At 43.5% G+C, this 17,415-nt stretch carries 10 protein-coding genes; 9 read left to right on the forward strand and 1 reads right to left on the reverse strand.

What is annotated here, in order from left to right:
- Positions 1-217: 217 nt before the first annotated feature.
- The gene (locus HMPREF3208_RS05640; protein ID WP_016637339.1) at positions 218-1,672 is read right to left on the reverse strand and encodes a C1 family peptidase; all 1,455 of its coding nucleotides are present in this window, start codon (positions 1,670-1,672) and stop codon (positions 218-220) included.
- Positions 1,673-2,238: 566 nt separating this feature from the next.
- Here HMPREF3208_RS05640 and HMPREF3208_RS05645 point away from each other — a divergent pair.
- The 9 genes from HMPREF3208_RS05645 to HMPREF3208_RS05685 all read left to right on the forward strand — a co-directional run bounded on the left by HMPREF3208_RS05645 (position 2,239) and on the right by HMPREF3208_RS05685 (position 16,859).
- Positions 2,239-3,222, forward strand: a complete 984-nt coding sequence (locus HMPREF3208_RS05645) for an ABC transporter permease (protein ID WP_032814155.1) — start codon at positions 2,239-2,241, stop codon at positions 3,220-3,222.
- A gap of 27 nt (positions 3,223-3,249) precedes the next feature.
- Complete coding sequence (locus tag HMPREF3208_RS05650; protein WP_032814158.1) at positions 3,250-4,197, forward strand: ABC transporter permease; 948 nt, start codon at positions 3,250-3,252, stop codon at positions 4,195-4,197.
- Between the two features lie 21 nt (positions 4,198-4,218).
- Positions 4,219-6,108: an ABC transporter ATP-binding protein gene (locus HMPREF3208_RS05655; protein ID WP_016637344.1), complete on the forward strand. Its 1,890-nt coding sequence runs from the start codon at positions 4,219-4,221 to the stop codon at positions 6,106-6,108.
- Between the two features lie 327 nt (positions 6,109-6,435).
- A complete protein-coding gene (locus HMPREF3208_RS05660; protein WP_064347647.1) occupies positions 6,436-8,181 on the forward strand; it encodes an ABC transporter family substrate-binding protein in 1,746 nt (581 codons plus the stop codon).
- Between the two features lie 272 nt (positions 8,182-8,453).
- Entirely contained in the window at positions 8,454-10,295 is a 1,842-nt protein-coding gene (locus HMPREF3208_RS05665; protein ID WP_064347649.1) for an ABC transporter ATP-binding protein, read from the forward strand.
- Positions 10,296-10,298: 3 nt separating this feature from the next.
- Positions 10,299-12,095, forward strand: coding sequence for an ABC transporter ATP-binding protein (locus tag HMPREF3208_RS05670; RefSeq protein WP_064347652.1), 1,797 nt, complete (start codon positions 10,299-10,301; stop codon positions 12,093-12,095).
- 58 nt (positions 12,096-12,153) lie between these two features.
- Positions 12,154-13,134 carry a TatD family hydrolase gene (locus tag HMPREF3208_RS05675; RefSeq protein ID WP_064347655.1) on the forward strand — a complete coding sequence of 327 codons (981 nt, stop codon included), beginning with the start codon at positions 12,154-12,156 and terminating at the stop codon, positions 13,132-13,134.
- A gap of 166 nt (positions 13,135-13,300) precedes the next feature.
- Entirely contained in the window at positions 13,301-15,949 is a 2,649-nt protein-coding gene (locus tag HMPREF3208_RS05680; protein WP_016637349.1) for a KUP/HAK/KT family potassium transporter, read from the forward strand.
- An 82-nt stretch (positions 15,950-16,031) separates the two neighbouring features.
- A complete protein-coding gene (locus HMPREF3208_RS05685) occupies positions 16,032-16,859 on the forward strand; it encodes an HD domain-containing protein (protein WP_064347658.1) in 828 nt (275 codons plus the stop codon).
- Positions 16,860-17,415: the final 556 nt, after the last annotated feature.

Here is a 17,415-nt window from a genome sequence, read left to right on the forward strand (position 1 = left end):
TGATTTCTTACACACTTTTTGGCCTATAACCCACGAACTGAGAAAGTAACGGTGACTCTCACAGAGGTAGCTACAAACTCCGAAGAAAACTTACGGAGAATGTTCCATAAAATGCCTGACGCTTACGCTATAAGCGCTCAAGCAGGTTGTCGCGTTAAAACAAAAGCGCAAACTGCAAAAAGCAGTCTGCGCTTACATAATTACGCAATACTTACATTTAGCGGCAGCGCTTTGAAAGTGGCTCCCAAGGCTCAAGCATTACTGACTCTTGCTTTAAGATGGCAAGAGTTGCTTCGTCAAGATACTTCTTGTTGATGATTATTTCAGTAACATAGCGGTCGAACCAGTCGGCAGAACCAACGTAGTATCCGTCTTCGCCTGCATCTTTGCCCCAGCTGTTCTCAATCTTCCAGCGATCCGGGTTGCCGTTTTCGTCTAAATTCACGCCTGTAAAAGTCATAGCATGATTTCCTGGAATATCCATATATTCCAAACCCTTCGCCTTATCAAATGTAAATTCAACGTCGAAGAGTTGGTCTACACGCACGACTGCAGGATCAAAGAATCCGCTATCTCGCAAGGAGAACTGTGTGCAATCGCAAGCGAACCAAATTGGGTGACCGTCGCTGAGCTGCGCTACAGCTGCCTTTTTGAATACTTCAAGAGGCACATTCACAAACTCTAATTCCTCTGTTTCAGCAACATTCGTGCTGTACTTGAGTTGGTAACGCTTGTTGAAAGGAGTTCGTTCCATAGGCGAGTTGCATAATGTTACAAAGTCGTTTACATCAACAGGAACGTATTTCTTAGCGAATTCAAGCGGGGTGATGCCGTATTCGCGAATCATTGGACGCTCATCTTTGCCGGTCTTTGGCTTGTCGTCCTTGTCGTCCTTCTTTTCTTCGCCGGCTTTTTCGCTGTCCTTATTTTCGTTCTTCTTCTCGTCTTTCTTATCGTCGTCGTCTTTTGTACGAGCGAAGAAGTCAAACTTTGCTGGTGGTTCACCGAGCGCAATAGTGGTCATGCGGTAAACGGTTTCCAAATCGCGAACTTTCATTTCGCGCAACTCTTCCAAAGCGACGCCGTTCTTATGAGCTTCGCGCAGTTCGCATGCGAATTCGCGCAACTTGGTATTGATGTACTGCACGAATGAGTCAGAGTCAGTTGCATTTTGGGAATCAGGGTAGGCGCTCTTTGGCACAAGCCCGTACTTATTTACCAAGTTGACGAACATCTGCCACCAGCCGCCGTCGTCAATTGGACCGTAGTTAATGCTTTCAAAAACTCGACTATCAACTTTCTCATCTAAAGTTGCTAACACATTTTCTAAATAAGCGTTTGCTTTTTCAATCTTGTCCCAGAAGAACAGGTAACTTTCTGAAAACTCAAAGTCGTCTAAATTCCACTTATGCATTAACTCATAGCGCAAAGTGTTAAGAGATGCAAACATCCAGCAGCGACCAGAATGCTTCTGGTTAGTAATGCTTCCTTGCTTTAACTCCACAGAAAATTCGCGTGGTAGTGCGCGCTTTCCTTGGTAGCTTGTTGCAGCTTTAAGCACGCCGTTTGCTACTGCTGCGTTTGCAGCTAGCAGATTTGCGCGTTGCTCGTTGAAATGTTTGGAATAAGTTTTTACATGTTCCGATGTTACGGCTTTTACGTTTTCGGCCATGAGTTTCCTTGGTCTCCTTTTCGAGTGAACAATATGAATAACAGTTATTGTAGCTGGCGCAATGTCTCATGAGTGTTTCTTGTTTATGCGTATTTCCGGCTTTTATAAGAATAACATTATTTATTTTTGTAAAAAAATAATTTTTTTGATAAATATTCTGTTTTTAGTATTAAATTTTGAATTTATTCTATTTTAGAATAATGCTTATTTTTATAGAGAAAAAATAATTTTACGTTACTCAATGGCTCAATTATTTGCAACTTGGTAAGCGTGATATTCTTAGTATTCCGCGCTTTTATGAGCATTTAGCGATATGAAGGTTATCGATAGATGTGCGTCATATAGTGTGAATTTTACCGAAAATTATGTTGCAATAATATTTTCTGTTTAGTCTTTTGTACATAGCTTGGCTAAAAATATACTAATTATGTGTTCCCGATTGACGAGGGTTACTTTTAGTGTGCCCTTTTTAGGGGAATGCTGGACTAGTGCGGTGTTGCTGTAAGTCGCCGGATTCGCAGCGCCGAATGGAGGTAAATAATGGTTAGGCGTAGAAAAGAGTCACAATGATACGATACATCGTTAAGCGATGCCTAAATTATGTGGTGATGTTGTTTGTCGCCGTATCCATGACGTATTTCTTGGCGAGTGCTTTTATGAGACCACGCTCGAATTACATGTCTCGACATCCACATCCACCTATTGCATCAATCAACCGCTCCTTGGATTTGGCAAATATTAACGATCAGACTCCAGTGTTTACGCGTTATTGCCGTTGGCTTGCCAATATTTTTACTCATTGGAATTGGGGATTGAGCCCAGATCAGGCTCCAGTTGGTCCTGCAATCGCAACTCGTATCGGTGCTTCTGTGCAGTTGGTTACTGGCGCTACCATTCTTGGCATTGTTTTCGGTGTTAGTGTTGGCGTTTACACTGCTATTCGTCAGTACAAGTGGCAAGATCGTGTGTTGAATTCTACCGCAACCTTCCTGCTGGTTGTTCCTGCGGCTGTGTTGGGCTTGATGGTTGTTCTCGCCGCTATTAGCATTAACCACGTGTCTGGCGTGCGCCTTTTCTACGTTACTGGTTTGCACTCTTATCAGGGTTCTGACCCGTTTATGTTTATTCTCGATTTCTTGCAGCATTTGGTTTTACCTACTATCGTTATGACGATTCCTGGCATGGTTGGGTATCATTTGACGCAGCGCACGTATCTTCTTGATACTATGAATGCTGATTATGTGCGTACTGCTCGCGCAAAGGGCTTACCTTTGAATTTGGCTATTCGTCGTCACGCTTTGCGTACTTCTTTGATTCCAACCGCTGTTGATGTTGCATTCTCTATTGCAGGCGTGTTTACTGGTGCAGTTATTACCGAAACCGTGTTTGCTATTAACGGTTTAGGTAGCTACTTCGTTCAGACCATCATGCAGAACGATATCAACGGTTCTGTTGCTATTGCTGCATTTGGTGCCGTATGTACCTTAGTTGGTGCCTTGCTTGCAGATATCTTCTCTGCTTGGCTTGATCCACGTATTCGTTTGAACTAATTGCCCAACAGTGTAGGTGACATTGACATGAATAAAAAAGATGTATCTTCAGAACCTCTTGAGTCTGCTGTAAGTAAAAAGACTACTTCCAACGCATGGGGCAATTTTAAGCGCACTGGAAAGATGACGCTTTACACTCGTCGTTTCTTCCGCCGCCCATCTGCTGTTGTTGGCTTAGTTATGCTGGTGATTTTAATTATCATCGCATTGTTTGGATCAAAAATTTCCAAGTGGAGCTACGATGAGCCGGACTTTTCTTCTCTTGCTACGCCTCCTTCTGCGGAACATTGGCTTGGAACTACTCCTGGTGGTTCCGACATGTATGCGATGGTTGTGCGTGGTTTAGGTCGTTCGCTTTCTATTGGTATCGTAAGCTCTATTACCATTACGATTATTGCTGCATTGGTTGGTACTGCTATTTCCTACTTTGAAGGATGGTTTGAGCAGGTTGGCATGTGGCTTTTGGACATGCTGCTGATTGTTCCTTCCTTCCTGCTGATTGCTTTAATCATTAGCGCTTCTAGCGGCGGCAGCGATTGGCTGTGGCTGGCGTTTGGCTTAACTGCTTTCGGGTGGATTGGCTATGCTCGTACTCTTCGTACGTTGACATTGAGCTTGCGTGAGCGTGAATATGTGCGTGCTGCTAAGTTCGAGGGTGTTTCTTCCTTCCGAATTATTGTTCGCCACTTGGTTCCAAACTTGGGTTCTGTGTTGATTATTAACACAGTTCTTGGTGTTATTGGTGCAATTAACGGCGAAACCGCTTTAAGCTTCTTGGGTCTTGGTATTAAAGCTCCAGATACTTCTCTGGGTACTTTGCTCAATGCTGGTCAAAGCGTAGTTCAGACTTCTCCGTGGGTACTTTTGGTGCCGTCTGCAGTTTTGGTTTTGCTAACCTTCTCTGTGCAGCTTATTGGGGATGGTTTGCGAGATGCTATCGATCCATATTCTAAGTCTGTTGGCAAGGCCGACTAACGAGCGTTTGGAGTGATAAACATGACTGATATTGCAAATAACGCTATTAAGGAAGAAACCACGATGGAAGATCAAAACAACGAACCGCTGCTTTCAGTGCGCGACTTACAGGTGAGCTTCGCTTCTGAAGCTGGTACCGTGCATGCTGTGCGTGGAATGAATTTTGATTTGTACCGCGGAAAGACCATTGGTATCGTTGGCGAATCTGGTTCTGGTAAGTCGGTTACATCTTTGGCTGTTATGGGCTTGTTGGATAAAAACGCTAGCGTTAAGGGCTCTGTAAAGTATAAAGGCGAAGAGCTTTTAACTAAGTCTGATGCAGAAATGAGTAAGATTCGTGGCAAGAATATTGCCATGGTTTTCCAGGATCCTCTTTCTGCACTTACCCCAGTGTTCTCTATTGGCGATCAGCTTAAAGAAGCTTTGGTTATTCATAACCCTGGCATGAGTGAAGATCAGATTCGCGAGCGTTCTATTGAATTGCTTGATTTGGTTGGTATTACTAAGCCGGCTGAACGTTTGAAGGCTTTTCCGCACGAGTTTTCCGGCGGTATGCGCCAGCGCGTAATGATTGCTATGGCAATTGCTAATAATCCAGATATTATTATTGCCGACGAGCCTACTACCGCTTTGGATGTTACTATTCAGGCTCAGGTTTTGGAAGTTTTGAAGAAAGCTCAGCGCGAAACTGGCGCAGCAATGATCTTCATTACTCACGATTTAGGCGTGATTGCTGGCGTTGCAGACGAAGTTATTGTTATGTATGCCGGTCACTTGGTTGAGCATAATAGCGTGGAAGAGATTTTTGCTCACCCAACTCAGCCATATACTATTGGTTTGTTGGGTGCTGTTCCTCGCGTTGATCAAAAGCGCACTCGTCGTTTGACTCCGATTTCAAAGCCAACTATGGATATGCTTATGGCTGAAGAAAAGAGTGGCGACGACAGCACCATGATGGGTCTTGAAGCGGAAAGTGAAACTGTTCGTTCTCTTCTTCATGCGGAAACCGAAAAGCCAATTAAGCCGATGTTTGAAGGCATCCCTCGTGAGCAACGCAAGGTTGTTTTGGATGTTAAGGATTTGGTGAAAACCTTCCCAATTACTGGCGGCGGTTTCTTGCGTCGTAAGATTGGCGAAGTTCGTGCAGTTGACGGCGTGAGTATTGAGGTTCGCGAGGGCGAAACTGTGGCTTTGGTCGGTGAGTCTGGTTCTGGCAAGTCCACAACTTTGATGGAAATTATGGGCTTGAAGAAGCCTGAGTCTGGTTCCATTACCGTGTTTGGTACTGAGTTGAATGATAAGTTGACTCGCGAACAGCGTCGTGAGCTTCGCTCTAAGATTCAGTACGTATTCCAGGATCCAATGAGCTCGCTTGACCCGCGTATGTTGGTTTATGATATTTTGGCAGAGCCTTTGCTTGTGCAGCGAAAGTCTAAAGAAGAAATTCGCCAACGTATTGCCGAGCTTATGCAGTTGGTTGAGTTAAATCCTGATCAGGTTGATCGATTCCCAACTCAGTTCTCTGGTGGCCAGCGTCAGCGTATTGCTATTGCTCGCGCTTTGGCTGTGAATCCTAAGCTTTTGCTTCTTGATGAGCCTGTGTCTGCTTTGGATGTTTCTATTCAGGCTGGCATTATTAACTTGCTTGAGGATTTGCAAGACAAGTTGGGTGTTGCCTACTTGTTTGTTGCTCATAATATGGCTGTGGTTCGTCATATTTCGAGCCGAATTGCTGTTATGTATCATGGTCGAATTGTGGAATCTGGCGAAACGGATGAGGTATTTGATAATCCGCAGCATCCGTACACGAAGGCTTTGATTAGTGCTGTGCCAATTCCGGATCCTACAATTGAAAAGCACCGTAAGCGTATTATCCTTAATGAGGAAGATACGTTTGACGATGTGAAATGATGTCGCTTTGCTTTCTGCTTTTTATGAAGCAGTAAGTTCGTTGCATAAGTTTGCATGATCGCGCATGTTTATTACAACATGCGCGATTTTTATTACGTAACATAAAATTAAAAAACGTAAGATATTTTGTTTTTTTATAAAAATTAACTAAAAAATTTTCTGTTTCGCTTCTTATGAAGAATAAATTATTCTTTTTTCTGCAATTATCATAAAGTTAAAAAGAAAAAAATTAATTTTTTCAAAAAACGATTTGTCGAATGTCATAGAGTTGGATATACTCTAACAACATACCGGAAGACGGACATCATCCGGGGAATGAGAGGAATCATGAAAAATACAAATGCAGGTAAGCTGACTGTATTTGCCGCAGCTGCACTTTCTGTTGCAATGCTGCTTGGCGCTTGCGGTGGTGCTACTAACAATGCTGGTAAAGCAGGTATGACTGCTGAACCAGCTGCTGGTGTTGACACTTCTTACACTGGTGAACTTCCAATGCCAGATGTCAACAAGCGTTACGATAATCCACAATCACGTGACAACGTTAAGGACGGCGGCACTTACACCGTTGCTCTTCCTGTTCTCGGTCCAAACTGGAATTACGCTTCTAACGATGGTAACTCTGGTTACATGGCTACTTTGTGGGGCTTCTACCAGCCAAATCTTATGGCTTACGACACCGTCAAGGGTGAGAAGCTTAAGTACAACCCTGACTACATCACTTCCGTTAAGAAGGTTAGCGATAAGCCACTCGTTGTTCAGTACAACCTGAACCCAAAGGCCAAGTGGAACGACGGTACAGAAATCGACTACACCGCATTTAAGGCTACTTGGCAGGCTTTGAACGGCAAGAACAAGGATTACTCCGTGCCTAGCACCGAAGGTTACGACTGCATTCAGTCTGTTGAGCAAGGCTCCAGCCCGAAGCAAGTAATCGTTAAGTACGATAAGCCATGCGCAACATGGGAAATGCTTTTCGCTCCACTGGTTCATCCAAAGGCCGGTGACGTTAAGACCTTCAACCAGGGTTGGGTAAACAATCCTCACAACGAGTGGGGTGCAGGTCCATTCCAGATTGAATCCGCAAACGAAAATCAGGTTGTCTTCACTCGCAATCCAAAGTGGTGGGGCAAGAAGGCAAAGCTCGATAAGGTCGTTGTAAAGCGTATGGAAGATACTGCAGCTTTGAACGCCTTCCAGAATGGCGAAATCGATGCTGTAACCGATAGCATTTCTTCTAAGGACGCAATCAAGTCTGCTCGTAGCGTTAAGGGCGCTCAGCTCCGTTATGGCTACAGCACCAAGGTTCGCGTGCTTAACTTCAACGCTAAGTCCAAACCACTTAACGAACTTGCAGTTCGTAAGGCTGTTGTTCAGGCATTCGATGTTGCTACCTACAACAAGGTTCAGTTCCAGGGCATGAACTGGAAGAGCGAGCAGCCAGGTTCTGAGCTTCTCTCCATGTTCCAGGCTGGCTACAAGAACAATCTTCCTGCTGACGGAAAGTACAACACCGAAAACGCTAAGAAGACCCTTGAAGCTGCTGGCTACAAGATGGGCAAGGATGGCTACTACGCCAAGAATGGCAAGACTCTTGAGATTTCCTTCACCTTCTTCGGCGACGATTCTACTCAGGCAGCTCTTGCTAACGCATTCCAGGCCATGATGAAGAAGGCTGGCATCAAGTGCAAGACTGTGAACCAGGCTGTTGCTAAGTTCTCCGAGGTTGTTGCTTCTCACAAGTACCAGGTGCTTCCATTGGCATGGCAGTCCACATCTCCATTGAGCTTCTTGTCTTCAGCAAGCCAGGTTTACAAGTCTGACAGCGATTCCAACCTCGGTCTCGTTGGCAACAAGAAGATTGATGCTATGCTCAACAAGGTCGGCAAGACCTACGACTACAAGGAACAGACTGAGTATGCAAACAAGGCAGAATCTGCAGCTCTTGCTTTGTACGGCACTCTTCCAGTTTCCGCTCCTCCTATTTACCAGGTGTTCAAGAAGGGCTTTGCTAACAACGGCCCTGCTGGTTACGCAACCACCTATCCAGAGGATATGGGCTGGCAGAAGAAGTAAGCTTGTAAACGCTTATATGCAAAGCTTTACTAAGCTAACTGTTTAGTTTATAACGAGTGGCGTGTGGCCTTTGGGCTGCACGCCATTTTTATGTTTCTGCTATGGTCGCATGTATTCGTGTTAGTTTGCGAAGTGTGGTGTAATTATGCAAACGTAAGTGAACTCTATGATGCGCGAGCAATTGCTGCATAAAAGAATGTCAGGAGTTGCAAAGAACAGTGTAGAATGAACAATAAAATTGAGAAACTCAGCAACAAAGGAGCGGCTGGCGCATGTATGTCAATCCAAATCAACGCAAAGATGCGAGTAATATGCGCTGGATATTGCAATACTGCAAGCCGGATATGTGGAAAGTAGGCGTATCGCTTATACTTTTTGTCATTAATGACACAATGGCAATGATTATGCCACTTCTTGCTGGTTTTATTGTAGACAAAATTATTATTGGCAAACAGCATAACCTACTTCTACAAGTATGTGCGCTTATGATTGTGTTGACTATGGTAAGAGTTGGTACGCGTTATGCATACCAATTACTTATGGAAAAATTCGGTCAAAATGCCGTGTATCGGCTTGTAAGTGATGAATATGAAAAATTACATTCGCTTGATTTTACATACTTCAATCACACGCGTACTGGCGATATTATGAGCCGTATGACGTCTGATACTGATGCCATACGTCACGTACTAAGTTGGGTATCATATCAGGCGTTGGATTGTGTAGTCATGTTTGTGTGTGCGCTAAGCATTATGACATCAATCGAGTGGAAACTTGCATTAGCTCTCGCGATCACAACGCCAATACTATTTGCGTTAACTCGCGCGCTTGGAAAAAGCGCTAGACCAAAATTCCTTGCAATTCGTGAATCATTTGCACGCATGAACTCAATGGTAGAAGAAAATATTGAAGGGAATCGCGTAGTAAAAGCTTTCGTGCGAGAACCTTTTGAAACGCAAAAATTCAACGAATGCAATGAAGATTACTATAAGCGCAATATTATTTTGGCGAAAAATACGTGCAAATATATGCCATGGATTGATGGCATGGGGTTCATACTTGAGCTTATTACAGTAGGTTTAGGTGGCTGGTTAGTACTCGCTGGCAGTATGACTCTAGGCGCTTTTGTGACGTTTAACAGTTTTCTATGGATGCTTAATATGCCGGTAAGAATGTCGGGATGGCTTATAAATGATTGGCAACGTTTTAATGCAGGATGCGTGAATATTAGAAAACTACTCACAGAAGAATCGCATTTATGTTTGCCAAAACCTGTTAATAAGCAGAAGCACATGCGCGGATCAGTACGCTTTGAGCATGTAGATTTTGCGTTCCCTGACGACGTTGAAACACCTATTTTGCATGATATTAATCTTGATGTTCCTGCGGGTAGCAAACTTGGCATTTTAGGAGAAACTGGAGCTGGAAAATCAACTTTAGTAAGTCTTATAGCGCGATTTTACGATCCGACGCAGGGTAGTGTGCTTATTGATGGAAAAGATGTACGCGAATGGCAGCTCGATACTGTTCGTAGCCAAGTGAGCATCGTAGCTCAGGAAACTTTCCTGTTTTCTGATACTATTGCAGGAAATATTGGTTTCGGAATGCCTTCTGATAATGAAAGTGATCAAACGTTCAATAAAAATATTCGTCGAGTAGCGCGTATTGCATCTGCGGATGAGTTCATTATGAGCATGCCAGAAGGCTACGAAACAGTAGTGGGTGAACGTGGAGTAGGTCTTTCTGGCGGTCAAAAACAAAGACTTAGTCTTGCTCGCGCTTTAGCAAACAACCCTTCAATCCTCATTATGGACGACACTACTTCCGCAGTAGACATGGAAACAGAAGCACATATTCAGCAAGAGCTTAAAAAACTCGACGGTACGCGAACAATAATCACCATTGCGCACAGAATATCATCCGTAAAAGATGCGGACATGATCGTGGTATTAGATCACGGGAAAATCATAGAGCGTGGCACACATACTGAGCTTGTTGCAACACACGGAAGATACTGGGAAATCTATAGAAAACAGCTGGGATTGCAAACTGGTGATGCTGCAGGATTTGAAAATTCGCAGGTAGAAAATTTACTAGAAACTAAGGGGGAGTAGCAGATGGCGCAACGTAACACTTTTCGTGAAGACGAAAGTCAAGAAGAACGCATCAACGTGCGCGAACTGCTACGCGTGCGCAAATATATGAAACCATACTTTTGGCAACTAGTGCGTATAGTTTTGGTAGTTATTGGTGCAAGTTTAATTATGACCGCTATGCCAATGATTACCAAAATGCTTATAGATGAAGTCTTGCCGCATAAAAACGTCGCATATTTATACGTAATCATTGCTGTATTTGCTGTACTCATTGTGTTCTATGAACTCGGATTAGCCTACAGAACATTAGCAATTACGCGACTTGGTCAGCTTATGATTAAAGACATGCGTCGAGACGTTTTTACGCATGTGCAATCATTATCATTTGACTACTTTGATTCACGTCCACACGGTAAAATCCTCATTCGCATAGTAAATTACATCAATACACTATCGGATACGCTTTCATCGGGTTTAATTAACGTATTTTCAGATCTTTTCGTACTTATTATCACCATGATTGCTATGTTCATTATTGATTGGCGTATGGCGTTATGGAGTCTAGTGCTGTTCCCAGTATTCCTGATTTGGACGCGCACGTTGCAAATACTGCAACGAAAAGCGTCGCGCAAACTATCAAATAAGCAAAGCAACCTAAACGCATACTTACATGAATCAATCGCAGGTGTAAAAACCACGCAAACTTTCGCACGTGAAGCAGAACAATACGCTACATTCCAAGAACAGCAGGCAGACGTTCGTAGCGCTTGGATGCGAAATGTAAGTGTACAATTGCTGTTATGGCCAGGAGCATTCATTATTGAAAGCGCCGCAATCGCGTTGCTGTACTACGTGGGAGTTATGAACATAGGCAATATAAATGTAACTACCGGTACGCTTATAGCTTTCGTATGGTATTCAAGCACGTTTTGGGAGCCAGTAGTAAATATAGGTAACTTCTATACGCAATTAGTAACTTGCTCAGTATATCTTGAACGGATTTTTGAAACGCTAAAAATCAAACCAAATATTACTGATAAACCAAATGCTTCAGAACTACCACCAATCCAAGGCAAAGTTGATATCAACGACGTAGTATTTCGTTACGAAGAAAGCGGACGACCAATACTCAACTTAGTTGATTTACATGTTAAACCAGGGCAAACAGTAGCATTAGTAGGACCAACTGGAGCTGGCAAAACAACACTTGTCAACCTGCTCTCCAGATTCTACGACGTTTCAGAAGGTTCTATCACTATTGACGGTAACGACGTGCGCTCAGTAACCCTATCATCACTGCGCAAACAAATGGGTGTAATGCTACAAGATACCTTTATCTTCAGTGGTACTGTGCGAGAAAACATTCGTTACGGAAAACTCAATGCTACAGACGAAGAAATTGAAGCTGCAGCTCGTGTAGTGCACGCACATGAGTTTATTGAAGGATTACAAAACGGATATGATACCGAAATTGAGGAAAGGGGATCCACGCTTTCTGCAGGACAAAGGCAACTTATTTCTTTTGCGCGCGTGCTCTTAGCAAATCCGCGCATTCTCATTCTCGACGAAGCAACCAGTAATATTGACACGCGCACAGAGGAAGCATTACAAGCAGGATTAGCTCAATTGCTCAAAAATCGCACATCTTTTGTTATCGCGCATAGACTTTCAACTATTGAACGAGCAGATATAATCTGCGTCATAGACCATGGGCAAATCGTTGAGTGCGGTACACACGCAAAACTTATGGCAGCAAAAGGTGCATATTATCGTCTTGTAGAATCACAATACGCAGCAATTAGGCAAACAATTGTGTGAGTCCACAAAATCAGCGCATCAATAACATAACAACACACACGTGGCTACACTAGTACGTATGAGTAAACATCATCGCGAACATAATTGGGCACCAGATTTAACCAAACAATCTGCAGTATGGGAAAATCTCATAAAAAACGGCATAACAATCGCAGACGATCACACGCACATGCTCAGCGTCGTTGATTTTGCGCATAGTCTCAACCAAGAATTAATAGAAAAAGGTCGCGATGTAATAGCAGAACCAACCGCAGATGATTTGGTTGAGCAGGCAAAATCTGCTGGAGTTTCCAACATGCTAGAAGTTGGATGCGAATACCCAGATTGGGAGCCGACAATTTCGTTTGCTGCATCACACGAGGATTCAGTTCGTGCAGCAATTGCAATACACCCAAACGAAGCCGTTTTACACGGACACAGGGGAGCGCAAGGTCCAGACGGATTGCCAATAGTTTATAAGCCGTATCACGATATTCCATTCGACGAAGCTATGCAACATTTGCGTTCGCTTGTAATTGCGTATCCAAAAGAAGTTGTTGCAATAGGAGAAACCGGTTTGGATTATTTTCGCACAGGAGAGCCTGCCAGACTCGCTCAACGCAGTGCTTTTCGTGATCATATTGCGCTCGCAAAAGAGCTAAACTTGCCTTTACAAATTCATGACCGTGACGCTCATGAAGACGTAGTAAAAGTTTTATTACAAGACGGTGCTCCGGAGCGAACAATATTCCACAGCTACGCGGGCGGCACAGATTTAGCAGAAATAGTAAAAGAACACGGCTGGTACGCTAGTTTTTCTGGAACTATAAGTTACAAAGGGAATGAAGCATTACGCAAATCTGCGCAAATTATTGGAGAAGGCCACATAACTGTCGAAACAGATGCACCATACTTAACACCAATGCCGTATCGTGGGCGACCAAACGCGCCCTACATGGTGCCATACACCTTGGAGACGCTTGCAGAAGTACTCAATATATCGTTAGAACACGCGGCGAAAGTCACTCGTGAAAATACGAGAATACTTTACAATTTCTAGTGACTTTATAACCGTTATTTCGCAGCATCTTCTTACGCTTTTTGCATGATATAGCTATTATTGTATACAATATCCAAGTACGGAAATAAAACTGTGAAGGTGTGAGGTTTATGCGACTTCTTGCTGGCATCAAGAAGAAACCTTACCTATGGAGGAACAATAAAGCATGACGAAGTCACGCACATCTGTACCATCAACTGATGGAGCGAAGGATCCTCGCAACGGAGCGAAAGATTCCGAGAAAAGCTCTAAAGCTGCTATGCTGCGAGCTGCGTCTTTTACCAAAGCGCCAAAAGTCTCGCAAAAAACAACAACTCGAGAAGAGCGTAAAGTAATTGCTCAGCAGCAAGCTCAAGAGGTAAAAGAAGCCGAAAAGCTTGTTGCAAGTGCTGTACGCGGGCCATTAGGTCGCTGGTGGGCAAAATTACAAACCAGTTCAGACCGTTTCACCTTAGGCATGGCAATTGTGGCCCTTGGTGTTGTCTACGGTGACATTGGAACTTCACCGTTGTATACCGCTCAAACATTCTTAGCAGGTCAAGGCGGATTGCAAAATATTAATCGCGAAACTGTGTACGGCATGCTTTCGCTATTATTCTGGTCAATTACGCTTATTACCACAGTGAAATACGTGTTTGTTGCAATGCGAACTGACAACAAAGGTGAAGGTGGAATTTTTGCACTCTACTCGCTTCTGCGCAAAAAAGGCGCGTGGCTTGCAATACCTGCAATGATTGGAGGTGCAGCATTCTTAGCAGATTCTGTACTAACTCCTGCAGTTTCCATTTCTTCAGCAGTTGAAGGTTTGCGAACCATTGCAGTATTTAAGCCAGTATTCTTAGAAAACGAAAATTTGTCAATGATGATTACTGTTGTTATCATCGTCGTACTGTTTTCTGTGCAACAACGCGGAACTGAGCGTATTGGTAAAGTATTCGGCATAGTAGTTATGCTTTGGTTTGCTTTCCTCGCACTAGTAGGCGTTATCAATATTGGTCAAAATTGGACGATATTTGAAGCACTAAACCCAATTTACGGCGTGCAATTCCTGTTCAGTACGCATAATGTGCAGGGATTAGCAGTAATGGGCGTAATTTTTCTTTCTACTACAGGCGCTGAAGCATTATATTCCGATATGGGTCACGTCGGGCGAGGTAATGTGTACGCCACATGGCCATTCATTAAACTTGCTTTGCTCTTGAACTACTTCGGTCAAGGCGCTTGGATGCTTCAAAATCAAGGTGATAAATCGCTATGGTCAGTAGAGGGATTAAACCCATTCTTCCAAATGCTTGAGCCAAACGTGCGCTACGTAGCAGTTATTCTTTCGGTTACTGCAGGTATTATTGCTTCACAAGCTCTGATTACAGGCGCTTACACCATGGTTTCTGAAGCTACAAGTCTTAACTGGATGCCTCATTTACAGGTGCGATACCCTGCGCGCACTCGAGGACAGCTGTACATTCCTGTAGTAAACGTGGTGTTATGCGTTGCAACAATTACAGTGCTTGCAGTATTCCGCGATTCTGAACATATCTCAGGCGCTTACGGCTTGGCGTTAACATTAACTATGTTGGCAACAACCATTCTTTTGACAGTACACATGTGGTATCAAAAGAAACGTTTTGGGGCGCTAGTATTTGCCATCATTTTCCTCATGATTGAATTGATGTTCTTCATAGCATCAATGGCAAAATTCATGCATGGCGGCTGGTTTACTATGTTGCTTGGTTTTTCCATTCTAACAATTATGGTTACGTGGAAAGATGGTACCAAGATTGAACGTTCGCAACGTTTACACATGAAGCCGAAAGACTTTCTGCCTGTGCTCGATAAATTGCATGGCGACTTTAGAATCCCTTATTTTGCGGATAATATCGTGTACTTAACGTCCGATCGTGAAATGAAACGTCTCGATACTGGTATTTTCTTCTCTATTTTTGCGGATCATCCTAAGCGTGCTCGCGCATGGTGGGCTGTATCGGTAGAAACTGACGATGCGCCATTTACTCGCGAATATTGCGTGGAAAATTTCGGTACTGATTACCTATTCCGAGTAAAAATTAAGCTCGGTTTTAAAGTTTCTCCATCAATTCCAGCATATTTGCATCAAATTATGCACGATTTATCGCATACTGGTGAATTGCCTCAACAAAAATCTGTATACCCTAAGGTGGATGCAGATCCAGACATTGGACCAATTCGTTACGTACTGCTGCACAAAGCGTTGATGCCGGAGTCGAATATTTCTGTGCGTGGCGCATTGTCTCTAAAAATGAAATACGCAATTCGACATATTGCTGGTACTCCTGTGAAATGGTTTGGTTTGGCACCTTACAATCCTGTTGTTGAAGTGCAGCCGTTATTTGTTTCCACTCGCAGACCTCCTCGTTTGCAGCGTGAAGATTGTTCACAGCGTGCAGTGCAATCTTTGCAGGGAGCTTCGGCTGTAGAAACTGCTGCAGCTATAGTAAGCGATACGCGACCAACCGATGCTGAACAGACTGCAGTTATGAATGCGCGTGATATTGCTGCTGCTAATGTGCTACTTGCGGATGAAAAGTTTGTTAACACGGGCAAAATTAGCCCTGTGCCATTAAAAGTATCGTCAAAAGTAAACGATACGAAAATCAACAATGATGAAACAAAACTTGACGCCGCGAATGTGACTCACGCAGTAGTTCAGGCTGTGGAAGATGCTGAACGTGCTGACGAACGTGCTGACGAATCTGCTAGTAAAAGTGCTAGTAAAAGTGCCGGCAGAATGGAACAAATTTCGGCAAAAAGTGGCAAGAAAAATAAAAAATCAAAATAGTTACGCATAACTATATTTGAGTGGTTTTGCGTAACTATAATCAAGCCACCTGAGCTCTTGTATACGAAGAATTGTTGCGAATATGCTGAATAGTACAGAACAATTAAGTCAATGCAATGTGAGGCAGCTTGCCAATCTGCCAGATTTTGAGCAAGTAGAGCACTTGCATCGTACTACTGCGCCATCTATACCCGCTTATAATCTCATTCACGGTCATTGCGTGGTAATCGCTACGATTTCGTGGCAGCTTGCGCATCATTGTAATATGCTGCTGAAAGCTCAGTGCACTGCTTCGTCTGCAGCTTCACCAATGAGCCAAGTTTTACAAGAGCATGCCAAACAAGCACAAGCATGTATGCGTGAACTTATTGGTAATAATTGTGACGACTTGCCACCGGTACAAGGCGGTTGTGTACCAGCGCAGTATATTGACGAATATGCTGCGCTCGTTGGTGGTTTATTGCACGATATTGGTACATATTTTGTGTTAGAAAGCGACGGTAGTAAGCGTGCTGGGGGCTTGCTGCGTTTTGATGGTCCGCGATATATTTTGCACGGATTGCGTGGCTACAATTACTTGATTGATTGTGGTTTTAGTGAAGACGCTGCACAATTTGCACGTAATCATACTGGCGTCGGGTTGACGCGCGAACAGGTGCTTACGCAGAAACTTCCTTTGCCGGCATCTGATTATGTGCCACAAACTATTGAGCAAGAAATCGTGATGGTTGCTGATAAATACAACAGTAAGTCCATTCCACCTCGATTTTTGAGCGTAGAGGCATATCGACGTAAAGCCGCTCGATTTGGTAAAGAGAATGCACATCGCTGGATGCAATTAGTCGCTAAATATGGAAAGCCAGATGTTGAGGCTTTGGCGAAGTGCTTTAATATGCGCATTGATGCGTGAGTAAGTGCGCGAACTTAATTTGGTTGCGTAGGTTTATTGTTTCGGCTTATTGTTTCGGTTTATTGCGTAGGTTTATTTGACGTTTCATTTTAGTTTCTTATTAATTGGTTATATATCTTCTGTAGTTTTTGTTTTTTGTATATTTGTGTCTTTTTCGCGTTGATTTTGCGTTGACTTGCTCGTTGTTAATTACTTTGTTACTCGAGTATCGTTTATTCGTTTTGATTGATGTTTAATGAAGTTACTTTGATGAGTTTCGTAAGTTTTTAGCATCGTGTATTACGCTCATACACTTTGCTTGTACTGCTGCTGAGTTTGCGCGAGCGTTGTAAAGCAAGCGCTACCGCATTAAGCTCACTTTAAGTTAATCTTCTTTGGTCGTCAGATTACGCTTTCTTCATTAGTTTAAAGAAAGCGTAATTGTTTGCGCGCTTGCGCGGAAAGCGCACTGTGCTTTCTGTATAAGCAAGCGCTACCGCATCGGGTTGCTTTTTGCGCTACGCTTTAAGCGAAAAGCAAGTCGATGCGACACGCCCGGGTTTGGTGGTTTTGGGGT

The sequence above is a fragment of the Gardnerella vaginalis genome (assembly GCF_001546485.1).
In the GTDB taxonomy this organism is placed as follows: domain Bacteria; phylum Actinomycetota; class Actinomycetes; order Actinomycetales; family Bifidobacteriaceae; genus Bifidobacterium; species Bifidobacterium vaginale_D.